General features: G+C 63.4%; 23 protein-coding genes and 1 riboswitch. Of the genes, 7 read left to right on the top strand and 16 right to left on the bottom strand.

The annotated features are described in order from the left end of the window. Positions 1-137 precede the first annotated feature (137 nt). The 4 genes from CLV47_RS02255 to serA form a co-directional block, all read right to left on the bottom strand. Positions 138-911: a hypothetical protein gene (locus CLV47_RS02255; protein ID WP_106347351.1), complete on the bottom strand. Its 774-nt coding sequence runs from the start codon at positions 909-911 to the stop codon at positions 138-140. Further along, a complete protein-coding gene (locus tag CLV47_RS02250) occupies positions 904-1,890 on the bottom strand; it encodes a hypothetical protein (RefSeq protein WP_146135256.1) in 987 nt (328 codons plus the stop codon). Before CLV47_RS02250 ends, CLV47_RS02255 begins: the two co-directional genes overlap by 8 nt. A gap of 189 nt (positions 1,891-2,079) precedes the next feature. Beyond that, a complete protein-coding gene (locus CLV47_RS02245) occupies positions 2,080-3,063 on the bottom strand; it encodes a pirin family protein (RefSeq protein WP_106347349.1) in 984 nt (327 codons plus the stop codon). 133 nt (positions 3,064-3,196) lie between these two features. Continuing rightward, complete coding sequence (gene serA, locus CLV47_RS02240) at positions 3,197-4,528, bottom strand: phosphoglycerate dehydrogenase (protein WP_238145176.1); 1,332 nt, start codon at positions 4,526-4,528, stop codon at positions 3,197-3,199. A 68-nt stretch (positions 4,529-4,596) separates the two neighbouring features. Further along, a riboswitch (ZMP/ZTP riboswitch) is annotated at positions 4,597-4,689 on the bottom strand. A gap of 105 nt (positions 4,690-4,794) precedes the next feature. On the opposite strand from serA, the gene CLV47_RS02235 reads away from it, so the two are divergent. Together CLV47_RS02235 and CLV47_RS02230 are read left to right on the top strand one after the other, a co-directional pair. Further along, on the top strand, positions 4,795-5,484 hold the full coding sequence (locus CLV47_RS02235) for an SDR family oxidoreductase (RefSeq protein WP_106347348.1): 690 nt from the start codon (positions 4,795-4,797) through the stop codon (positions 5,482-5,484). A gap of 16 nt (positions 5,485-5,500) precedes the next feature. Continuing rightward, the gene (locus tag CLV47_RS02230) at positions 5,501-6,037 is read left to right on the top strand and encodes a GNAT family N-acetyltransferase (RefSeq protein ID WP_106347347.1); all 537 of its coding nucleotides are present in this window, start codon (positions 5,501-5,503) and stop codon (positions 6,035-6,037) included. A 69-nt stretch (positions 6,038-6,106) separates the two neighbouring features. Here the strand turns inward: CLV47_RS02230 and CLV47_RS02225 are convergent, their stop codons facing one another. From CLV47_RS02225 to CLV47_RS02200, 6 genes are all read right to left on the bottom strand, one after another. Then, positions 6,107-6,922, bottom strand: coding sequence for an ABC transporter ATP-binding protein (locus tag CLV47_RS02225; RefSeq protein ID WP_106347346.1), 816 nt, complete (start codon positions 6,920-6,922; stop codon positions 6,107-6,109). Further along, positions 6,919-7,932 carry a branched-chain amino acid ABC transporter permease gene (locus CLV47_RS02220; protein ID WP_106347345.1) on the bottom strand — a complete coding sequence of 338 codons (1,014 nt, stop codon included), beginning with the start codon at positions 7,930-7,932 and terminating at the stop codon, positions 6,919-6,921. Before CLV47_RS02220 ends, CLV47_RS02225 begins: the two co-directional genes overlap by 4 nt. Continuing rightward, positions 7,929-8,807, bottom strand: coding sequence for a branched-chain amino acid ABC transporter permease (locus CLV47_RS02215; protein ID WP_106347344.1), 879 nt, complete (start codon positions 8,805-8,807; stop codon positions 7,929-7,931). Before CLV47_RS02215 ends, CLV47_RS02220 begins: the two co-directional genes overlap by 4 nt. 33 nt (positions 8,808-8,840) lie before the next feature. Then, the gene (locus CLV47_RS02210; protein WP_106347343.1) at positions 8,841-10,004 is read right to left on the bottom strand and encodes a branched-chain amino acid ABC transporter substrate-binding protein; all 1,164 of its coding nucleotides are present in this window, start codon (positions 10,002-10,004) and stop codon (positions 8,841-8,843) included. Positions 10,005-10,012: 8 nt separating this feature from the next. Beyond that, entirely contained in the window at positions 10,013-10,825 is an 813-nt protein-coding gene (locus tag CLV47_RS02205; protein ID WP_106347342.1) for an ABC transporter ATP-binding protein, read from the bottom strand. A gap of 137 nt (positions 10,826-10,962) precedes the next feature. Then, positions 10,963-11,337 (bottom strand): hypothetical protein, encoded by a 375-nt coding sequence (locus tag CLV47_RS02200; RefSeq protein ID WP_106347341.1) that lies wholly within the window; start codon positions 11,335-11,337, stop codon positions 10,963-10,965. Positions 11,338-11,489: 152 nt separating this feature from the next. Between CLV47_RS02200 and CLV47_RS02195 the strand changes: the two genes are divergently transcribed. Genes CLV47_RS02195 through CLV47_RS02185 form a run of 3 tightly spaced genes read left to right on the top strand, consistent with a single transcriptional unit; the run spans position 11,490 to position 14,760 of the window. After that, a complete protein-coding gene (locus CLV47_RS02195; RefSeq protein WP_202862330.1) occupies positions 11,490-13,070 on the top strand; it encodes a class I adenylate-forming enzyme family protein in 1,581 nt (526 codons plus the stop codon). Between the two features lie 33 nt (positions 13,071-13,103). Next, on the top strand, positions 13,104-14,105 hold the full coding sequence (locus CLV47_RS02190; protein ID WP_170110926.1) for an NAD(P)H-dependent flavin oxidoreductase: 1,002 nt from the start codon (positions 13,104-13,106) through the stop codon (positions 14,103-14,105). Between the two features lie 25 nt (positions 14,106-14,130). Next, complete coding sequence (locus CLV47_RS02185) at positions 14,131-14,760, top strand: TetR/AcrR family transcriptional regulator (protein WP_170110925.1); 630 nt, start codon at positions 14,131-14,133, stop codon at positions 14,758-14,760. Positions 14,761-14,967: 207 nt separating this feature from the next. On the opposite strand, the gene CLV47_RS02180 is transcribed toward CLV47_RS02185, so the two are convergent. The 5 genes from CLV47_RS02180 to CLV47_RS02160 all read right to left on the bottom strand — a co-directional run bounded on the left by CLV47_RS02180 (position 14,968) and on the right by CLV47_RS02160 (position 18,761). Next, positions 14,968-15,681, bottom strand: a complete 714-nt coding sequence (locus CLV47_RS02180; RefSeq protein WP_238145174.1) for an SDR family oxidoreductase — start codon at positions 15,679-15,681, stop codon at positions 14,968-14,970. Between the two features lie 59 nt (positions 15,682-15,740). After that, positions 15,741-16,475 (bottom strand): enoyl-CoA hydratase-related protein, encoded by a 735-nt coding sequence (locus tag CLV47_RS02175; protein WP_202862329.1) that lies wholly within the window; start codon positions 16,473-16,475, stop codon positions 15,741-15,743. A 76-nt stretch (positions 16,476-16,551) separates the two neighbouring features. Continuing rightward, the gene (locus tag CLV47_RS02170) at positions 16,552-17,340 is read right to left on the bottom strand and encodes a crotonase/enoyl-CoA hydratase family protein (protein WP_106347338.1); all 789 of its coding nucleotides are present in this window, start codon (positions 17,338-17,340) and stop codon (positions 16,552-16,554) included. Positions 17,341-17,482: 142 nt separating this feature from the next. After that, the gene (locus CLV47_RS02165; RefSeq protein ID WP_106347337.1) at positions 17,483-18,322 is read right to left on the bottom strand and encodes an MBL fold metallo-hydrolase; all 840 of its coding nucleotides are present in this window, start codon (positions 18,320-18,322) and stop codon (positions 17,483-17,485) included. A 43-nt stretch (positions 18,323-18,365) separates the two neighbouring features. Then, the gene (locus tag CLV47_RS02160) at positions 18,366-18,761 is read right to left on the bottom strand and encodes a tautomerase family protein (protein ID WP_106347336.1); all 396 of its coding nucleotides are present in this window, start codon (positions 18,759-18,761) and stop codon (positions 18,366-18,368) included. 107 nt (positions 18,762-18,868) lie between these two features. Between CLV47_RS02160 and CLV47_RS02155 the strand changes: the two genes are divergently transcribed. Both CLV47_RS02155 and CLV47_RS02150 read left to right on the top strand, forming a co-directional pair. Then, positions 18,869-19,375, top strand: a complete 507-nt coding sequence (locus CLV47_RS02155) for a winged helix-turn-helix transcriptional regulator (RefSeq protein WP_106347491.1) — start codon at positions 18,869-18,871, stop codon at positions 19,373-19,375. Positions 19,376-19,393: 18 nt separating this feature from the next. Beyond that, positions 19,394-20,266 (top strand): LysR family transcriptional regulator, encoded by an 873-nt coding sequence (locus CLV47_RS02150; protein WP_106347335.1) that lies wholly within the window; start codon positions 19,394-19,396, stop codon positions 20,264-20,266. Here CLV47_RS02150 and CLV47_RS02145 read toward each other — a convergent pair whose 3' ends face one another. Next, positions 20,267-21,190 (bottom strand): LysR family transcriptional regulator, encoded by a 924-nt coding sequence (locus CLV47_RS02145; RefSeq protein WP_170110924.1) that lies wholly within the window; start codon positions 21,188-21,190, stop codon positions 20,267-20,269. Positions 21,191-21,264: the final 74 nt, after the last annotated feature.

The raw sequence follows: 21,264 nt of genomic DNA, 5'->3' as shown, positions 1-21,264 counted from the left end.
TACCGTCGTACCGCGGACGTGTCGATGTGATCGCCATAACCCCACACATCGCTCGCCGGTGGGCGAGCGTTTCGACACGCTGCGTCTCGCTCGGTCCAGACCACGGGCCGCGAGCGGTGACCTCGCATTTTTGTCCACTACTTCGGATTGCGGATATGACGCTCAATCAACGCACGTAACCGGGCAGGCTGAATGTGCACGTCCTTGGGCCCGCCTCGATCCAGATAATCCGCGGTCTGATAAGCGGCTAACGCCGCATCGCGCCGCTCCCCTCTTGCCGCTCGTGCCACATCATCGAGATACCAAGGCTGACTAAATGACTCACGGTGCGCATGCGCGATTTCGAGTAATGCTGCGACGTCTCTGAGGTCCTTTTCAGCCAACCGTTTCTGCCACGCGAGCAGTTTAAGGACAAGCGCTGCCTCTACGTCAGGGATAGGCACGACGAACCGCAGGAGCCGACCGTCTTGCAGATTCACGTTGACCTCGACGCACGTAGGCGACCGCGCCAACGCAAAATTAAGTCCAGGTATTGGATCGAACCCCCGGCCTCCTAGTCGCACCGTCTTGGCTGATACAGATCGCGGAACCAGGATATCCACTTCAAGCCGACCCTGTCCCACGAGTTCCTTGGCGTAATGATTGCCAGATTCTGCTGTGTAACCCTGATCCAGCAATGCACTGTGCAGGCCGAGACCGGTCGCTGTTAATTCGTCGACTCCAGCGTCGGCGTCAGTCGTCGCCCGCTCCATCACTCCGGGTATCGGATAAATGTGCGTCAGCAGGCGAACCATCTGCCCGCCGACGACGCGGTACGGCGTTCCGCTCGCCGCAACGGCAAGGTCAGCGAGCGCAATTAGTCCCAGATCGCTGGCATTCGACGTTGAGACGATATGGATCGAGTCAGGCACGTAGCGTGCCGTTTACGATCGCGGCGCGAAGCATCTGTGCGGCATCAGCAGAATCTGAACCCGATCCGTGCAGGACATCCCAGAGCGCAAGTACGGGGTCGACGAAGGCGTCCGTCGGCTCTTTCCTGCTGGTCCGGTACCACTTGCCGACTGGGTGAATAGTCTTGTCTCTGGGAATCTGCAATCTTAGCGTCGACTGATCCGAGTCCGTTAGAACAAAGCCGGCGACAGTAAGATCGATCGCCTCGGCGGAGTACGCGGCCGCGTACGTCGGGAGCCGCCTTGGCGCATATCTATCTGCAGCCATGTCGCCTGTCGTCTGCACGGTGATTGCCAACTCCTCTGCGAGTTCTGCGAGGAGCCGTATCTGTTGTGGCACAGGGTCGAGGTGATACCAGTGTGTCGCGACGCCACCTGCGCCCGGGTATTCCTGTAGCAACGACTCAAGGAGTAGGGCCGGCTCCGCTTGCCATCCAGCCGATCCTCTCCAAACGGAGGGGTGCTGACGGAGGATTTTCGACACAGCTTGTTGGCTTATTCCGACAGCAGACGCAAGATCCATTTGGCTCATCGGATCTGTGGCGAGTATTAGGACGCGTTCCAGCGCCCACCGTCCCCACGCCGTTCGACCCGATTGCGCTTCGGCCGGCGCCGGGCCGGACGCCGTCACATAGTCACGGCCGCGAATTATGACTCGTTCGATTTCAGTTGACACGGCATCGACTTCTCCAGATACCGCGGCTGTACGTAAGGCGCGCCCGAGCCGGGGTAGTAGATAGAGAACACGCCGACGCCCCGCGCGGCGCACGTCTGCCGCGATTCGAGATGGACTAGGGCTAGCTGTCTGGGTGCGCGGCATCACGAACAGCGGGGTTCGATTGGGTAGAACGAGCAGCATCCGATCAAGATCGCCGTCGGCAACACGTATCCCGGTTCGCTTGATCAGAGCTAACGCTTCGCCGAATACATCTTCGGACATTCACTCAAGCCAATTCTCTGATCAGTATCACTCGCCATCATAACTGTCAAACAACCTTAGTCGAAAATTTACCACATAGGTTGTATTTCGCCCGCCTCGAACCGGTCGCGAACAGCGCAAAGGTCGACGAACTCCTGTGCGCAGATCGAGCACAGGAGAAACTCACCGACTCACGAATGCGAGCCCGATTTAGTCCTCGGTCGTGCGCAGTTCGGCGCCGTGTACGGCGGGCACCTGACCGAGTCGCCCGGCCTGGTAGTCCTCGAACGCGGTGATGAGCTCGGCCTTGGTGTTCATGACGAACGGGCCATACATCGCGACCGGTTCCTTGATCGGACGCCCACCGAGTACGACGACATCGAGGTCCGGCGTACGTCCATCGACCGGCCGTCCGGCGGCGAACTCGATGAAGTCGCCCGGGCCGAAGACGGCGAGTTGCCCAGCCTCGATCGGCCGCTTGTCGGCCCCGACGGTGCCCCGTCCGGATAGTACGTAGACGAGCGCGTTGAAATCTTGCCGCCACGGAAGCTCGACCGACGCTCCGGCGGAGACGGTGGTGTGCGAGAACGTGATCGGCGTGTACGTCGCACCCGGACCGTGGATGTGGCCGACCTGACCCGCGACGACCCGGATGAGGGCGCCGCCGTCGGAGGTTGTCGCCAGCGCGGTGTCCGCGGACACGAGGTCCTGGTAGCGCGGTTGCGCCATCTTGTCGGCCGCCGGCAGGTTGACCCAAAGCTGCAGCCCGTGGAACAGACCACCCGAGACGACGAGGTGCTCCGGCGGCGCCTCGATGTGCAGAATCCCCGAACCAGCGGTCATCCATTGGGTGTCACCGTCGGTGATACTTCCCTTGCTACCCAGCGAATCCCCGTGGTCCATGATGCCGTCGATCATGTAGGTGACGGTCTCGAAACCGCGGTGCGGGTGCCACGGCGTACCTTTCGCCTCGCCTGGCGCGTATTCGACCTCGCCCATCTGGTCCATGTGCACGAACGGGTCGAGATCCTGCAGGCCTACGCCGGCAAAGGCGCGGCGTACCGGGAAACCTTCACCCTCGAAACCGCGGGGCGACGTAGTAATGCTCTTCACCGGACGCGCGACCTGGGAGGTGCGGTCAACGGCAGGAATGCGAGGTACGACGGTGATGTCAGGAACGGTGATCGCAGGCATGAGGTTCTCCTTTAGTTGATGTTTCAACTATAACTCACGGTGTCAACCCTCGCAAGACGGCACACACGAATAACGTCATACGCCCCGGTCGCTAGTAGCGACCAGGGCGTATGACCTTATGAAGAAAGAGGAGCTACGAAAGGACACGCAGCCGGATCGTCTGCGACATCGCGGCGAGCTCCTTGATGACGGCCGGCTCGATTTCGCAGCCGATATCGGTGATCACGTAACCGACGTCGCCGCGGGTGCCCAGGAACTGCCCCTCGATATTGGCGCCGTGATCGGCCAGCACCTGGTTGATCGCGGCCAGTACGCCGGGGGTGTTTTGGTGCGTGTGCACGATCCGCCGACTACCTTCGCGCTCGGGAAGGTCGAGCGTCGGCATGTTGACCGCGAGCGAGGTGCTGCCGTCTTCGACGAATGCCTTGAACTTGCCCGCCACGAAGTTGCCGATGTGGATCTGCGCCTCTTCGGTCGACCCGCCCACGTGCGGGGTCAGGATGACGTTGTCCAGGCCGCGCAGGTCGGAGACGAACTCGTCGCCACGGTTCTTCGGCTCCTCCGGAAACACGTCCACGGCCGCGCCGGCGATGTGCCCGCTAAGGACATGCTCGCGCAGGGCGTGATGGTCCACGACCATGCCGCGCGAGAGGTTGAGGAATAACGCACGGTCCTTCATCTTCGCGAACTCCGCCGCCCCGAACAGCCCGGCATTGCCTGGACGGCCGTCGACGTGCAGGGTGATCACGTCGTTTTCGGCCAGCAACTGATCGAGGGTGTCGACCTTCCTGGCGTTGCCGAGCGCGAGCTTGTCGGCGGTGTCGTAGAAGGACACCGCGAACCCGAGGGCTTCAGCGACCACGGACAGCTGCGACCCGATGTTGCCGTAGCCGACGATTCCCAGCTTGCGGCCGCGCACTTCGTGGCTGCCGGTCGCCGACTTGTCCCAGATACCGTCGTGCATGTTCTTGTTCTTGCGTGGGAGGCGGCGGGCCAGCGAGATGATCTCGCCAATCACAAGCTCGACTACCGAGCGGGTGTTGGAGTACGGCGCGTTGAAGACGGTCACGCCGCGGCTGGTCGCGGCGCCGAGGTCGATTTGATTGGTGCCGATGCAGAACGCGCCGATTGCGAGCAGGCTGTCGGCCGCGTCGAGCACCTTCTCGGTGATCTTCGTGTTGGAACGGATACCCAGAAGGTGGACACCTTTGACCCGCTCGATCAGCTCGGCCTCGGACAGCGAGCCCGAGGTGGTCTCGACCTGGAAGCCCGCGCCTTCGAGCACGGTGACTGCGTCGGGGTGGATGTTCTCCAGCAGCAGCACCCGAATCTCATCACTCGGGATGTGCGCGGCGTTCATCTGAAGTTCGTTAGGCACGGCCGATCCTTCTGCGCCGGCGCCGGCGCGGCGTACTTGGTCACGGATCTCGGGGGACAGTCGGTAAACGTGGGTTGTCGTCGTCACTCGCGCTCCTGCGGGTCTCGGGCAGTGTTTCGCAGCGGTGTCAATTCCGCAGCGTCATACAAAGGCAAACCCGAGGCCCAGGCGTACGGTCCCGAAGTCGAAAGTAATGCCGGCCGCTCCCTGGTGGTTGCCCACCCTAAACGCCAGTTACGGCCATCGACCGTGCCAAGTTTACGCCGTCAGGTCCCGGTTGATTAGCCCCCTCAACGCCATCTTCCTCACACGTATTCCAACAGAGTCGCGTTCGGGTTCCATAGAGTGGGTTCATGACTTCACTACCAACAGCCCTGATCACCGGCGCGTCACGGGGCATTGGCTTGGCCATCGCACGTGAACTGGAAGCCACTCACAACCTGCTCCTGGGTGGTCGCGACGAGCAACGGCTCAAAGAACTCGCGGCAACTTTTCGATCGGCAGAACCGTTCACGGCGGACATGTCGGACGACGAAGACGTCGAGCGCGCGGCGAAGCAGATCGCGGGCCTCGACGTACTAGTCCATTCCGCCGGCGTCGCGACCCGAGGACCCATCGACCAGATGAGCCGGCAGCAGTGGCGCGATGAGTTCGAGGTCAACCTGTTTGCCGTCGCCCAGCTGACAACGCTCTTGCTGCCACAGTTGAGGGCGACCAACGGGCAGGTCGTGCTCATCAACTCCGGGTTCGGCCTGATGACGCTGCCCGACAACAGCATCTACTGCGCGACGAAGTGGGCGCTGCGCGCATTCGGCGACGTGTTACGCGAGGAGGAACGGCCGAACGGCATAAGGGTCAGTTCGATACACCCGGGCAAAGTCGACACCGACATGCAGCACGACATCGTCGAATACAACGGCGGCGAATACCAGCCGGAGCTCTACCTCAAGCCCGAATCGATCGCTAAGGCGGTACGACTGGCCGTCGACGCCACCGAGGAGGCGACCGTCGACATGATCTCGGTCCGGCCCACCCGCAAGTAGCGCCTATTATCGCCAAGTGACTACGACCATCCGACTCGCAGAATCCGCCGACGCCGACGCACTGGGCGAGCTCGCGGCCGCTACGTTTCCACTCGCCTGCCCGCCCGGCGCCGCGCCGGATGCGATCGCCGAGTTCATCCAAGCGCACTTGACGCCCGCGCGATTCACCGACTATTTGGCCGACCCAGACCGGATCGTCGTACTGGCCGAACGCGACGGACTCGCCGCCGGTTACACGATGCTCGTCGGGGGCGACCCAACCGACGAAGACGTCGCGGGCGCGATCACGATCCGGCCCACCATCGAGCTAAGCAAGGTCTACACCCTGCAAGACTCGCACGGCAGCGGACTGGCCGGGCCGCTCCTCGACGAGACGATGCGGCAGGCGGTCGCTGCCGGCGCCCGCGGCATCTGGCTCGGGGTCAACCAGGAAAACGGCCGCGCACTTCGCTTCTATCAGAAACAGGGGTTCGCGATCGTCGGGCCGAAGACGTTCTACGTCGGCCCTGAACTGCACCACGACTACGTGATGGAGCGCGCGCTCGAAACGTAGAGAGGCGACCGGCCCTTCACACCGACATCGCTGCGGCCACGCTCGTGACCGGCGGAATCGCGGCACGCGTCAAGGCCCGCCGCCGGGTTGCTCTTGGACGGCGTTAGGCACACTCCCATCGGCGCCGACACCCAGAAAGGCCTCGACGACCTCGGGCCTGGTCAACACGTCGGCGGTCGGACCCGAGGTCAGCTGCTCGCCGAGGTTGAGCACCGTAACTCGATCGCAGACGGCTCGCACTAGCGGCAGGTTGTGCTCGACCAGCAGCAGCGTCGTACCGCGTCTCGCCAACTCCAGGATGTGGCCGCGCAATCGGGCGATCTCGGCCTCGCTCATTCCCGAAGATGGTTCGTCGAGCAGCAGCACCTTCGGATCGGCCATCAGCGCTCGCGCGATGTCGACCATCTTCAACACGCCTTGCGACAGATCACGGATCGGCACCGCGAGCAGGGATCCATCGAGGCCCAGAAGGTCGAGTGTGGCCAATGCCCGCTGCTGGCCCGACTTGCGGGCCCGACTGTCGCGCAGCGGCAACGCAGTGACGAGCCACCACGGCCGGAAGCCGCGCGGATGCTCTCCAACGCGCAGTAGTTCCTCCACCGTCAGGTCCGGCACCAGCTTCGGGGACTGAAAGGTCCGCAGAAGGCCGCTGCGCGCGCGTACGTACGCCGGCGCGCGCGTCAACGAAACACCGTCAAGACACACCCGCCCGGTCGACCGGACGAAACCGCACACGGCGTTGAGCAGTGTCGTCTTCCCCGACCCGTTGGGCCCGAGCAGACCGTGGACGGAGCCCGGCGTGATCTCGGCCGAGACGCCACGCAATGCCTGCAGGCCGCCGAAGTGGACACTCAGGCCGTCGATGGATAGCGCACCTTGAGTCATGTCGACTGCCCCGTCTTGCTACGGTGGCCCCGTCGCCGGCCCCATTCGAATGCGCCGCGGGCCAGCCCGGCCAGTCCACCGCTGGCGAAAACGAGCAGCAGCACGATTGCGACGCCGTACACCAGGTCGCCGACCTTGGTTGCGGTCAACAGGCCCTGAGTGAGCGCGGTCAGCACGATCGCGGCGACGACCGTTCCTCCGTTGGACGACGCGCCTCCGAATACGACCATCAGCAGCAGCAGTACGGCCGTGGTGAGGCCAAAGCTTTGCGGCCCGATATAGCCGTCGAGCAATGCCAGCAGCCCCCCGGCCAGGCCACCGAACGCGCCGCCGATCACCGTCGCCCATAGTCGACACCGGCTGGCTGGGATCGCGGAGGCGAGCGCTAAGTAGTCGTCGCTGCGCACCGCGTGTAGGGCGACACCGAGCCGCGACTCACGCAAGCAGGCGGCGAGATACCAGACGAGACCGGCCAGCGGGACACCGATCAGCACGAACTGCGCCGGGTCGGATGGGTCCAGCCCGAACACCGTGGGCAGCCCGTCGAACCCCACCCCGTTGCTACCGCCGGTCAGCTTCGTCTCGTTGGTGATGACCAGGACGACGCCTTCGGCGAGGGCGACACTGGCGAGAATGAAATAGTGCGAACGGATCCTTATCGCGATGAGCCCGGTGAGCCCGGAGGTGACCGCGCCCAGCACGCAAGCGATCGCAAGTGCAAGCAGGACCGCGATGTGGAACCGATTGAGCGTGAGTACGACGGCGTACGCCCCGACTGCCATCACGGCGGCCTGAGCCACCGACAGCAAACCGCCGAGTCCAAAGATGACGTTGAGACCGATTGCGGCGATCGCGTAGATGACTGCCAGGTCGAACGTCAGCAAATTGGGCCCGGTCACGATTACCGGTGCCAGCACCGTGACCGCGACGGTACCGATGACAAACCACAGCAGCCGCAGGTCGTGCGGCCACGAACGGCGTACGCCGAGACCCGATGTGTCTGGAGTCATACCTCGCGCACCGCCTCAATCTCGTCCCCGAACAGCCCGCGCACCCGCACCAACAGGATCACCGCCATGATCAGGTACACGAACCCGCTGGCGTAGCTCGAGCTCACGTAGACCGCAGCGACGTTGGTGATCACGCCGACCAGCACCCCGCCAGCCAGCGCGCCCCAGATGCTGCCCAGCCCACCGAGGACCGCGGCGCTGAACCCGAGCACGCTCAAGTTGAGCCCGATATCCGGTGTCAGCCCCAGTGTGGGAATTATCAGGATCCCGGCGACGCCAGCAAGGAGACCCCCGATCACGAACGAGGAGAAGTAGAGGGCATCAACGTTGACGCCGAAAAGCACCACGACTTCGGGGTCTTGCGCGCAACCGCGCATCGCCCGCCCGGATCGAGTGCGCCCGATCAGCAGCGTGACCATGACCGCGATCGCCAGGCCCACCACGAACATCGACACCTGCAGCGGGGTGATCGCAAGACCGCCCAAATGCCACGGCGAGGTTGACGCAATCGACGGCAGTGACAGCGGCAGACTCCCCCATATCAGCCGAATGCACGCCTCCAACACGATCGCCAACCCAACGGTGCACAGGATCGCGACGGCACCAGGCCTGCGATAAAGCGGGCGCAACGCGAGACGCTCGAGAATGCCCGCCACTACGCCCGTGCCGAGTACACCCACCACGCACGCGACGATGACCGGCCAGCCAAGCTGTCGGAGCGTATAGGCGAGATAGGCGGCGAGCACCGCCAGATCTCCCTGCGCGAAGTTGATGACTCTGCTTGTGCGGTACACCAGCGAAAATCCCAGCGCGATCAGTCCATAGACCACGCCCGCGGCCAGCCCACTGACAAGCGTCTGCAGCAACAGCGTCATCGGCGCCCCCTCGTCACCACCACGACCGGCGGCCTATTCGGGTTTGGCCAGTATCTTCACCAGCTTGGTCGCGCCGCCCTGCCACGTGCCCGCCATCACCAGCGGATGTGCGAGATCTCCGGTCGAGGTGAATGACACCGCTCCCTCGGGCAGGCCGCTCACCGTCAGTCCCTTGATCGCGCGGTTTACGTCGTCCGCGGTCGCCGACGGCCCGGCCTTCTGCAGCGCCTTGATCGTCACCACGGCCGCCTGATACATGCCGACGCTGTCCATATTTGGTGGATACCCGAACTGGTCCTGCCAGTCTTTCGCGAACGTCGTCGCGGTCGACGACCAATCCGGCAGGAACGACGTCGCGAACACGACGCCTTCGGCGGCGTCGCCGGCGGCCTTCAAGAACGTACCGTCACTGGCCGTGGTCGGCCCGTAGATCGGCATCGTGAGCCCGAGGCTACGTGCCTGCTTAACGAGGTTGCCTTCCTGGAGGTCGTAGCCCTCGAAGTACGCCGCCTCGACGTTGGCTTGCTTGACCTTGAGAATCTGTCCGGAGTAATCCGTTGCCGCGATGTCGTACGTCGCCTCGACGTCGGGCTTGACCGCGGACTTCGCCAACCCGCTCACGAGGGTTGCAGCGTTAGCCACGCCGTACGACGTGGTGTCGTTGATGACACCGATCGATTTGTGCCCCTGGTCGACAATGTATTTCGCGAACAGCTTGTTGGTCGCCGCGTCGCTGGCCTGCACCCGCCACACGTACTTGCTTCCTTTGGTGGTGATGTCCGGAGCGAGGTTTTCCGAGACCAGCGGGACCTTCTTTGCAGTAGTAATAGGCAACATCGCCAATGTGTCGCCGGAACAGTCGGGGGCTTCGATCGCCACCGGCTTCTGGGCCAGGATCTTGTGTGCGACCGACACCGCCGTCGCAGGGTCACATTTACTGTCCCCTTTGACAAGTTTGATCGGGTGCCCCTTGATTTTCGATCCATACTTCGCCATCGCCATTGTCCAGGCGTTGTCGGCATACTTGCCGTAGTACGACTCCGCACCAGAGTAGGGCTGAACGAGGCCAACGATGATCGGCGAACTGCTCCCAGATGCACTCGTCCCCGAACCGCTAGAACCGCAACCGACGGACACGACCAGCGTCACTGCCGCGCCCGCGGCGAGGACCATTTGTCGACTGAATCGAGACTTCATGCGACTTCCTAACTCGAATTGGGCTGGTTGTCCTCCGGTCTAATTCCCAGGTAGCCCTCTTTGACCCGAGGATCGGTAGCCAATGTCGACGCGGCGCCTTCGAGGCCGACCTCGCCTTCGACGAGTACGACGCCGCGATCGGCAATTGCCAGGCTGCGCGCGGCGTTCTGCTCGACGAGAAGGATCGTGCGCTCGTCGGCCCGTAACCGACTCAGCGTTGCCATGACGTCGTCCTGGATCACCGGAGCGAGGCCGGTCAGTGGCTCGTCGAGGAGCAGCACGCGCGGTCGCGACATTAAGGCGCGAGCGATGGCGAGCATCTGCTGCTGACCACCGCTCAGGGTGCCCGCCCGCGCCGACAGCGTCCGGCGCAGCGACGGAAAGAGTTCAAGCACCTCGGCAAGCGTGTCGTCCACGTCCCGACGATGAGCGATCGGGAAGGCGCCAAGGCGCAGATTGTCCGCGACGCTCATGCCCGGGATCACCCGGCGGCCTTCAGGGACGTGCGCTAGTCCGCGTCGGGCGATCCGGAACGCTCGCATCCCGCGCAGGCTCGCCGTACCGATTCGGCATTCGCCGCTGCGACACGGAAGTAGGCCCGAGATAGCACGCAACAAGGTGGTCTTTCCGGCGCCGTTGCGACCGAGTACCACCACGAGCTCGCCTGGACGCACGCTCAACGAGACGCCACGAAGCACGTCGGGGCCACCGGGATAGCCGACCCGCACGCCTTCGACGACGAGTCCGCTCTCCGCGCCGATTGCGTGCCGACCGTCGATTCGATCGCCCGACACCGAACCAGCCGAACTTGGGGCAGACATGACATGTCCTTCTATTGCCGCACCGATTGCACCTGTGGGCAGCGTAAATCGCGGACCGTCTCACGAAGGTAAAGCACACGTGGGCTGGGTAAGCGGCCTGTATCTCGGTGAATGTCGGTCGTGGCTGCGTCCTGGCGTCACTCCCCGGACGTGTGCGGCGTGCCGGTGTCCAGCTTCTCCGCTGGCAGAATCGGCACGCGCGCGCGGGCTGCGGTCTGCGCGGCCGTCGGTCGCTCGCCACTATCGGGATTGCTCGCTTCGGCTGCCGGGACCACAGGAGTGGCCCGACGGTGCGTCAAGCGCGCGCTCACCGTGCTGCGTCCACATTGCGGGCACAACGTCACACCTGCGCCGGTGGGGTCCGTACACCGCACTCCGTCGCGGAAGAAGTAGTCCTTCGCGTGCCCGTAACTGTCCTCGACATGCTGGAGGTCGTAGTCGGCCTGCCACTCGTGCCAGCATCCCTGGCACGTGAAGGCGAACCGTTCGACGGAGACCTCTTTAAGAATCATGGCGCGCTCCCTCATTGGTCACTGCCATTAATGTCATGATCATGCGCGGTGTGTTACGGCGCCATATGGAGTTAACGGCGCGGCACTTGACCGTTGGCGCGCACTCCAGCACAGTTCAAGCAGCAGCCGTCGTACTTGTTGGAGGACCAATCGTGCAAGCAGATCTGTCAGGCGTCGACCCGCTTGATATCAACCTCGCCCAGCGCAACGTGCTGGGGGATTTGATCACCCGGGTGGCGCACACATTCCCCGACCGCAACGCGCTGAAAGGCGACGACGGCACTCGCACCTACCGCGAGCTCGACAACGTCAGCAACGCGGTCGCGCACGGAATCCTTGACCTCGGCGTACGGCATCAAGAACCGGTCGCGATGTTGATGGGCAACTCGTGCGGGTTTGTCGAGGCGTTCTTCGGTGTTGCCAAGTCCGGCGCCGTCGCATTGCCGATCAACTTGGCGCAGAGTCCCGCCGACATTACTTATGTGCTTACAGATGCGGCCGTCGAAACAATCATCGCCGACTCCGCTTTCGTGCCGCTGCTCGAACAGATCCTGCCGTCGCTGCCGCTCGTCGCCCGGGTCATCGTGGCCGGCATCGAGCAGCTGCCTGAGCTGCCAGTCGAGGTCGCGGACTTCGACGTACTCCGCGCGGGCGACACCACGCCGCCACGGGTAGCGATCGACGATTCCGACATCGTGCATTGCCTCTACAGCTCGGGTACGACGTCCGCACCTAAGGGCGTACTCACTCGCCACTCCTCCGTGGTGACGGCGATCCTGTCGACGGCGATCATCATCGGCCACAAATGGGGCGACGATCATTCGGTCTACCCGATCATCCTGCCGTTGTTCCACACCACAGCCCTGGACACCCTGCTCCTACCGATCCTGGCGACCGGCGGCACGGCCATCGTCTTCCCCGGATTCGAGCCGCTCTCCTACCTCAAGAGCCTGGAGGAGGACAAGGCCACACACATCATGCTGCTGCCGAACATGTACGCAATCCTGCTTGGCCACGAGGCGACCGAAGGCCTGAGCTTTCCCGACGTACGAGTCGCTATTTACGCGATGGCGCCGATGCCAGAAGCACGGTTGAAGTTGCTGGAACGACTCTTTCCCAACGCAGCTGCGATCCTTGGCTCCGGTATGACCGAGTGTGTCCCGCCGACCGTGATGCAGTGGCCATCGCACCAAGCAGAGAAGTCAGGATCGTGGGGCGCCCCCGTCCCGTCCTGTGAAGTGCAGATTGTCGATGCCGATGGCAGCCTGCTGGGCCGAAACGAGACCGGCGAGATTGTCTATCGCGGCCCACACGTCATGCGCGGCTACTGGAACAACGCCGACGCCAACACGGTCACATTCCGCGGGGGCTGGATGCGCACCGGCGACATCGGCCATATCGACGACGAGGGCGTTGTCTGGTTCACCGACCGCGCCAAAGACATCGTGAAGAGTGGCGGCGAAAACGTCTCATCCATCGAGGTCGAACGGGCTCTGCTCGGCAACCCCGCCGTACTTGAGGCCGCCGTGGTCGGTCGGGCCGATGACCGTTGGGGTGAGGCGGTGACGGCCGTTGTCGTCTCGAACGGCAATATAACCGAAAAGGAGCTCCTCGCCTACTGCAAGGAACAGCTCAGCGGCTTCAAGGTGCCGAAGAAGATCGAGTTCGTCGATGAACTGCCAAAAACCGCGACCGGCAAGATCCAAAAACACCGGTTACGCCTTCCGGCCTAGAGGCATACGATGGCCCCAAGCCGAGGGGGCGCCATGTTCACCACACCATTGAGTGACCAATTGGGTATCCGAGTGCCGATCTGGAATGCCGGCATGGGTGGAGGTCTCGCGGGCGTCGAACTCGCGTGCGCGGTATCCGGCGCCGGAGGTCTCGGCGTACTGGGGATGGGCGGGCTGCCCACCGCCGCGACGCGCGAGTTCATCCAGCAGCTCAAGGCCCGCACGGATGCGCCGTACGGCGTCAACCTCATCATGCCGTTGCTCGATGAGGGCCAGGTCGAATGCTGCATCGATGAGGAGGTGCCGGTCCTGATCCTTTTCTGGGGCGACGCCGGGCCGTACGTCGAAAAGGCGCACGCCGCCGGCACTAAGGTCGTCGTACAGGTCGGCTCGGTCGAGGCGGCAAAGGACGCCGCGGCGGCAGGTGTCGACGCCGTCATGGTCCAGGGCGTCGAAGCCGGCGGACACAATGGCAGCGAGACGGGACTGGCCGTCATCGTGCCGGCGACGGTCAGCGCCATCGCGCCGATTCCTGTGATCGCCGCGGGCGGGATCGCCGATGGGCGGGGCATTGCGGCCATGATTGACATGGGTGCGCAGGGTGTCTCTTTGGGCACTCGGTTCCTGTGCAGCGACGAGTCTCGCGCCGCGGCCGGTTACAAGGAACGCATCGTGAGCGCGATGCCCGACCAGACACTTCACACGAAACTGTTCGACGGCGGCTGGCCCAACGCCGCACATCGCGTCCTGCGCAACAACGTCGTACAAACCTGGGAAGACGCTGGTTCGCCAGCCTCCGGTCAACGGCCCGGCGAGGGAGACAACGTTGGCCGAATGCCGGTCGCCGGACAAGACGTCGAGCTGACCCGCTACGGGATCTTCATGCCGATGGATGGTTTCGAGGGCGACCTCGAAGACCAGGTGCTCTACTGCGGCCAATCATGCGGACTGATCGACGACATCAAACCGGCGGCGGAAATCATGCGATCGCTCAGCGAGGAAGCCGACGCGATCCTCAGCGGCAGATCGGCGTAATCGCCACCCGGTAACGTAGCGCGACGTGACAGAACGCCCCACGAAGAGACGCCACATCGCTCCGGCCGAGACGCGCCGCAAGCTGATCGACGCGACCGTCGCATGCCTCGTCGCCTTCGGCTACAGCGGTACGACGACCCAGCGTGTGCAGACCGCGGCCGGAGTCTCACGCGGCGCGCTGCTGCACCATTTCCCGACCAAGCCCGACCTCTTCGTCGGTGCGATCCATTACGTGGCGGAAGTCCAGGCTGCGCAGCTGCGCGAGCTCGCCGAACGACTACCGGGGGCCGTGCCCGATCCTGCCGGGACCGATCGCATCACCAAGGCCGTCGGAGCCGTACGGCAAGCAATGTCGGGAGCCACGTTTCTCGCCGGGGTCGAGCTCTGGCTCGCCGCGCGCACGGACGAGTCACTGCGTGCCACGCTCATGCCGGCCGAGCGCCAAGTGGGCAAAGAGCTCGGCGACATCGCGCGTCTGCTGTTCGGCGAGCCATACGCGAGTGGACCTGGCTTTGAGATCGCCTTCGACTCGCTGCTCCAGTTGCTACGCGGGCTGGCCCTCACCGGCGTACTGCGCACCAACCCCCACACCGAGGAACAGGTCATCGACGCGTGGATCACGGTCTTCCCCGCCCTCTGCGCCCGCACGCCGTAGAAATCCTGCGATCCGTGAGGTTTGTACCCCGCCGTCCGTGACTTCGTACCCCACCGTCCGTGAGTTTGTACCCCTCATTCACGTTCCTATCAACCGGATTTGGGGCGGAATCGGCCTTGGTCAGTTCCCGGCCAGGCCCGATGCAGTCGGTCCGGCGTGTGCGGTTGGACGCCGATCTGTGGGATCGCCGACTTCTGACAGATGGACCTATTGTTTCGCCAACTCTGGATAAAGCGCCTCGAGCGGCTGGCCTAGTGCGGCACGAACTTTTGCCGAGACCGCGTCGGCCAGAACCTCATATGCACCCTGTTCCAGGCCATCCAGGGTGACCGCGACGACTTCTTGTGCGCTAATTTTCGGCACATCGAGCGACGCGGTCATCGGTGTGTCGACATAGCCCATAAACAGACCGAGTACGTGCGTGCGCTGTTCTAGTAGCTCGATGCGCAGCGAGTTCGTCGCTGACCACATCGCCGCTTTGGCCGCACTGTAGCCAGCCGACTTCGCGAGCCAACTCAGCACTGAAAGTACGTCGATGACAGCGCCGCCACCGTTGACCTTCAACACCGGGGCCATGTGCCGGGCCAAGGCGACCGGACCGAAGAAGTTGACGTCAAAGGCACGGCGGAGCAGGTCCGGCTCGACGGTCGAGATCGGCTCCCACAGCGTGGCCCCCGCGTTGTTGACCAGGACAGTCGTGTCACCGGCGACTCGCATGGCGTCGACAATCGATTCCTCATCGGTGACGTCTAGGTGCACTGGCACGACCCGTTCATCGTTCCAGTCGCGCTGAGTCCGGCCGGCTGCGTAAATCTTGACCGCTCCCCGTTCGAGGAATTGGGTCACCCACTGCTGCCCGAGCCCGCCACTGGCGCCCGTGACGAAAACGACGGAGCCTTCAACCGATCTGATTTGCGTCACTTCGTCCCGCCACCTTCGAGTCTTATGGGAATTAAATGCATGCCATCAGGCGACACAAGCTAGCGGAACTTCTTGAAGTCTGCCGGGCGCCGTTCGCCGAAAGCCGCGAAAGCCTCCTGCGCCTCCGCCGTTTTGAGTCGCTCGTAGAACCGCGCGCTCTCCTCATCAATTCGTGTCTGTAGCGCCTCCGGCGATCGCATCAACCGCTTTGTAGCCGCAACCGCGCCGGCCGGCTGTGCGGCGAGTCGTGCCGCGATCGCGTACGCCGCAGAATCGAGTTCGGCGACGGGTACGACGCTGTTAGCCAAGCCCCACGCCAGCGCCGACTCCGCCGGGACGGGCTCGCCGAGCGCGAACATCGAAAACGCCCGCACGTGACCGATTCGAGCAGGCAGCAGCAGCGACGAGGCCGCTTCGGGGACCAGACCAAGGCCCACGAACGGCGTCACGAGAGCGGCGCCTTCAGCCAGTACGACGTGGTCGCAGTGCAGCAGCAGCGTGGCGCCCACTCCGACAGCTTTACCCTGCACCGCCGCCACTATTGGTTTGCTCGCGGTGGTCAGAGCGTGCAAAAACCGCCGTACATTCTTCTCGGGGGAATCGACGTTCTCCGTCTCGGACTGCCTGAAATCAGCGAGGTCATTGCCAGCCGTAAACGTGTCACCTTCCGCGCGCAGCAGAATCACCAGCGTGTCGGGATCGCCTTCTGCACCGGCGATCTCATCAGCGAGGGTCCCATACATCGTGTCGGTAATTGCATTCTTCTTATCGGCACGGTCGAATGTCAACGTCAAGATGTCATTCGACCTCGCTACCTGGATACCAGTCAACGTAGAGTCTCGATTCTGATCGGCTTAAGTAGCGACGCTTTCAGCGGCCCTTGAAGTTGGCCTCGCGGCGCTCGATGAATGACTGAATGCCTTCCTTGGAGTCCTCGGTGGCGAACACCGTCTCGCGGATCTCTGGGATGCAGTCGATGGCGGCCCGCTCCGCGGCATTGATGTACTTCTGCGCCGCTATCTTCGTTGCGCGGATACCAATCGGCGCGTTCTTGCAGATCTCGCGGGCAAGCTGCATCGCACGATCCATGTGCTGGCCATACGGAACAACCTCCTGCACGAAACCAAGGCGCAGCGCCTCAGCAGCGTCGAACTTGTCGCATAGGAACAGGTGATACATCGCATTACCCCAGCCGGTGCGGGTCAAATACCGGAAGTGCGCTCCACCGAATGGTGCGATCCCGCGTTTGGACTCCAACTGCTGGAACACCGCGGTGTCCGCAGCGACCGCAATATCGGCAGCCAGCATCATTTCGATCCCGACGGTGAACGTGATCCCTTGCACAACGGCGATCAGCGGCTTCGTCGTACGACGCCCCAAGCCGAAGGGATCGACCTTGTTCGGGTCTCGCGGCTCCGCAGTCGCGTTGGGGCCGAAGAATTTCGGCATGTCCAGTCCCGCAGTCGTGTGCTCTCCAGCGGAACAAAGCACCGCGGCCCAGAGGCTGTCATCATCCTCGTACCCGGTCAGATGATCGCTCAACTGGTCCATCATTTCTGGCGTGTAAGAGTTCTTCTTCGCCTCATTGCGGACGGTGATGACGGCAATGTGACCATCGGTCTCCATCGTGACTTCGCCTACCGGTGCGTCGGTGCTCATCTGTGCTCCTGTGTTGTTGGGGTTTGGCTGGTTGTGGCTTAATTTGTCAACTGCGCGGATGGCCCGGGACTAGACGAGGCTCCCCGCCGTCGAGGGCGAACCTCTGACCGCTGATGCGCTTGAGTGTTACTAGACTTCATTGTTACTTTGACTTCTTGCCTTTGATGGCCAGCACGGCCGACAGGATCAGGGCACTCGGGTTGCCGTAGTCGGGATAACGCTGCTGCATCCTGGCGACGAGTTCGCGTGAGTCGGTGCATTTCTCGACGCCGGCGATGAAGTCGGAGATGTAGGCGCGGGTAGCTCCGACACTCGCCTCGATGTCGTTATCGGGAAGATCCGCCCGCTTGTGACCGGCCACCACGATGCGGGGTTTGAGTGCGGCGACTTTGTCGACGCTTTCTATCCATAGCGGCCATTCGCTCGCACCGGACGCCGCGAGAAACGGATTAATGCCGTTATAGATGACATCCCCCGCGATAACCGCGTCAATGGCCGGCATGTGCAGGATCGTGTTGGGGTCGATGTCAGCCTGGCCGACGTCGATCGGAAGAAGTTCAGCGCCATCTACGGTAAGGGCCTCGCTGCCGAGCGGCTCGGGGAAGACGGTGGTTTGCATGGTGTCGTCACCGAAGTAGTCGTGCCACTGCTTGCTCGACGCCGCGTGTGTTTTCTCGATGTCCGCGACGACGGACGGGAGCGCGACGGCGCGAGCATCCGGGAATCGCTTCAGCAGCCACTCGATGCCGAAGTAGTGGTCGGCGTGCCCGTGGGTGATGTAGATGGTGGTCAGGTGCCGGCCGGAGCGTTCGATGCGTCGCGCGATCCGCGCGACGTCTTCCTTCATGTACGCCGTATCGACCAGCACCGCCTCGCGCGGGCCCATGACCAAGGTGGACGTAGTCGGGGAAAAGATCCCGCCGTTGGGCAAGTCCCTACCCTTGGCGGTGTATACGTCAAGCTCGATCATTGCTGTAGTCATTGCGTTCTCCGATGCACCTCGTGGGTATTACAGAAGTCGAGCGTCAGTGACGCGCCATCCACTGCGCCTCCTGGCCCGGCTCGGGCAGGACCTCGCCGCCCTCCATCGCGTTGCTTGCCGGGTTCTCTTGCACAGACACGAGAAGCTCGTGGTCGCCGAGCCCAGTGACGGTCTGCAACAGTTCCCACAGGTCGCGAAGCAAGGCCTCTTTCGTCTGTGCTGACCTGCCGGCGCGGATGACTCCTCGGATCATCCCGAAGTCAGCGACTTCGCCGGCGGTGTAGCAGTCGCCTTTGGCCGACTCTTGAAACAGCACGCGTACGAAGCCTCGCGGCGCACCGGTGTGCCCGACGTGGATCCGGGTGATGGCCTCCGCGATATGTGCTCTTTGGTCTGCCGAGAGAGCGTCTTCGGATGTATAGCAGGTATAGAAGGGCATGAACCGATCCAATCCGTAAGAGGGAAGTGACGGAGTAAGTCTTGTAGAACAACTCAGTGGAAGGTAGCAGAGTCAGTCTTGTAGAGCAACTCGCTATGATGGACAGCATGAAACGAACCTCATTGGCGAATTGGCCGTGCTCGATCGCGCGCACAATGGACCTCATCGGCGACTGGTGGACGCCGTTAGTGCTCCGCGAAGCGTTCGCCGGCGTGCAACGGTTCGACGATTTTCAGCAGTCTCTTGGCCTTGCACGCAACACCCTCGACACTCGTCTCAAGCGTCTCGTCGAGGCTGGCCTGTTCGACCGAGTGCCCTACCAGCAGAACCCGGCCCGCTACGACTACGTACTGACTGAGCAGGGCCGCGATTTCTACCCTGTCCTGTCCGCGATCATGGCGTGGGGCGACAAGTGGCTGGCCGAAGAGAGTGGCCCACCGGTGATCACGCGGCACGACACGTGCGGTCACCAGATCCAGGCCAGGGTGGTCTGCGACCACTGCGGAGAGCCGCTCACCTCGGAGAATGTGACCCGGGAGATCGGTCCCGGCTTCCCCGAGAAGCTACGTGGTCGTCCCGACGTGGAAGCACGTTTTCCAAGTTCCGTCGGCTGATCACGGTTAGTTGTGGGTATGAAGCTGCGCCAGGTCGAGTACTTCCTAGCGGTGCTCGACCACGACGGGATCCATCGTGCCGCTCTCGCGTTGCGGGTCGCTCAGCCGTCGCTTTCTCAGGGCCTGCAGGCGCTCGAACGTGACCTCGGCGCCGAGCTGTTCCACCGGGTCGGCCGGAGAATGATCCCGACGCCCGCCGGTAACGCGTTTATCACGCCCGCCCGCCGAATGATCCGGGACGCCATAACAACACGGTCGGTGGTGGCGAGCGCTCTGGGCTTGTCTGGCGGGAGGCTGGATCTGGTCGGTGAGGCTGCCCTCTTGTCTGATCCAGTCGCGCCACTCATCGGTCGATTTCGTCGTGAGAACCCCAATGTGCACGTCCGCCTGGCCGCCCCGCAAGCCGAGTCCTCGCTCATCCAGATGGTCCACGGCGGCTCGTCAGAACTGGGCTTCGGCTACCTTCCGCAACCGCTCGATGGTCTCCAGATGCAAGTCATCGCATCACACGAGTTCTTCTTCGTCCAGCCGCCCGGTACGCCGGAGAGCAGCGAGCCCATCACACTCGACGACCTGCGCGGAATCGGCATAATCGCCGTACCGCGCGGAACAGCACAGCGGGACTTCTTCGAACGCATGTTGCTGGAAGCGGACGTACGGACGGGCATCCCGGTTCAAGTCGCCCATCGGGAGGCTGTCGTCCCGATGATCCTGGCTGGTGCCGGGCCGTCGGTCCTGCCAAGGCCACGGGCCGACGAGGCGGTCCGGCGAGGAGCAATTAAACGTCGCTTCGAGCCTCAGATCTACCGCAAGGTCGGGCTTTTCCATCGCGCTGGCGACCTTTCGCCCGCAGCCCATGCGCTTTTGGCGATCGCTGGCAGCGACACCTGATCAGAGAGTGCGCACGATCTCAACGAACGCGGCCGCCGGCGGCGACAGGGCGCCCGGGCGGCAGACCACCGCGATGTCTCGCGACACCGGCGGCACGATCGCCCGCACACGCGCGCCTTGTTCGGCCGCGTGCAACGCCATTCGACGAGGCAACAGTGCCGCTCCGGCGCCGGCGAGGACCAGCGGTACGACGGCCTCGGCCGCATCGGTCTCGACCACGATATTCGGTATCCCGTCGACGCTCTCCAACGCTCGCTCCAGCAGCCGGCGGCTCGACCGACCGGTGGGCGTGGCGACCCAGTCGATGTCCACCAGATCAGCTCTCGCGACCGGTCGGTCACCGGGCCGGGGCGGCGCTTTGCCGTCGGGCGGCTCGACCAGATCGAACACCTGGCTCGGAAGATTGTGCTGCACCAAGCCACCGGCGCCGATAGGAAGCACCGTAAGGCCGACCTCGCACACCCCGGTGCGCACCATCTCGAGGAGGTCTGTCGAGTCCTTCGGCGCCAGGATCTGTACGCCGACTCGCGGGTAGCGACGGCGGAACTCGCCGGTGAGTTCGGCCAGCGGACCCATCGCCAGCGTGGGAAGCGCAACGATATCCAGCCGGCCGCCGCTAAGTCGCGAGACCTCGTCCACGGCCGCGCGCGCCGCGGCCGTGTCTGCAAGCATCTGTCGGGCGGGCGCAACGAGCGCACGACCGACGTCGGTTAGTTCTAGCCGTCGCCCGCTCCGGTCGAACAGGGCGACTCCGAGCTCGTGTTCGAGCGTCTTGATTGACCGCGACAGCGATGGCTGGGCGACGGGAATCGCGGCCGCCGCCTTCACCACGCCTCCGTAGTCGACGACGGCAAGGAAGTACTCGAGCCGACGTACGTCGACCGACCCCGTCATCCACGAATCGACCACGTCACGCCATCCCACGTCGTCTCGTCCTACACCCTGATTCATATAGCCAATGCCTATGCATTTATACCAACTCTGGTCTTTGACGTAAT

The sequence above is a fragment of the Antricoccus suffuscus genome (genome assembly GCF_003003235.1).
GTDB classification, from domain to species: Bacteria; Actinomycetota; Actinomycetes; order Mycobacteriales; family Antricoccaceae; genus Antricoccus; species Antricoccus suffuscus.
Note: the sequence above shows the minus strand (reverse complement) of the source record. Positions and strands in the feature narration are given on the sequence as shown.

Coding starts and splice junctions, on each gene's coding strand:
- CLV47_RS02235 (WP_106347348.1), top strand. CDS start 4,795: ATGACTTCACTACCAACAGCCCTGATCACCGGCGCGTCACGGGGCATT.
- CLV47_RS02250 (WP_146135256.1), bottom strand. CDS start 1,890: ATGTCCGAAGATGTATTCGGCGAAGCGTTAGCTCTGATCAAGCGAACC.
- CLV47_RS02165 (WP_106347337.1), bottom strand. CDS start 18,322: ATGACTACAGCAATGATCGAGCTTGACGTATACACCGCCAAGGGTAGG.
- CLV47_RS02170 (WP_106347338.1), bottom strand. CDS start 17,340: ATGAGCACCGACGCACCGGTAGGCGAAGTCACGATGGAGACCGATGGT.
- CLV47_RS02155 (WP_106347491.1), top strand. CDS start 18,869: ATGAAACGAACCTCATTGGCGAATTGGCCGTGCTCGATCGCGCGCACA.
- CLV47_RS02210 (WP_106347343.1), bottom strand. CDS start 10,004: ATGAAGTCTCGATTCAGTCGACAAATGGTCCTCGCCGCGGGCGCGGCA.
- CLV47_RS02245 (WP_106347349.1), bottom strand. CDS start 3,063: ATGCCTGCGATCACCGTTCCTGACATCACCGTCGTACCTCGCATTCCT.
- CLV47_RS02220 (WP_106347345.1), bottom strand. CDS start 7,932: ATGACTCCAGACACATCGGGTCTCGGCGTACGCCGTTCGTGGCCGCAC.
- CLV47_RS02150 (WP_106347335.1), top strand. CDS start 19,394: ATGAAGCTGCGCCAGGTCGAGTACTTCCTAGCGGTGCTCGACCACGAC.
- CLV47_RS02160 (WP_106347336.1), bottom strand. CDS start 18,761: ATGCCCTTCTATACCTGCTATACATCCGAAGACGCTCTCTCGGCAGAC.
- CLV47_RS02215 (WP_106347344.1), bottom strand. CDS start 8,807: ATGACGCTGTTGCTGCAGACGCTTGTCAGTGGGCTGGCCGCGGGCGTG.
- CLV47_RS02205 (WP_106347342.1), bottom strand. CDS start 10,825: ATGTCTGCCCCAAGTTCGGCTGGTTCGGTGTCGGGCGATCGAATCGAC.
- CLV47_RS02190 (WP_170110926.1), top strand. CDS start 13,104: ATGTTCACCACACCATTGAGTGACCAATTGGGTATCCGAGTGCCGATC.
- CLV47_RS02225 (WP_106347346.1), bottom strand. CDS start 6,922: ATGACTCAAGGTGCGCTATCCATCGACGGCCTGAGTGTCCACTTCGGC.
- CLV47_RS02200 (WP_106347341.1), bottom strand. CDS start 11,337: ATGATTCTTAAAGAGGTCTCCGTCGAACGGTTCGCCTTCACGTGCCAG.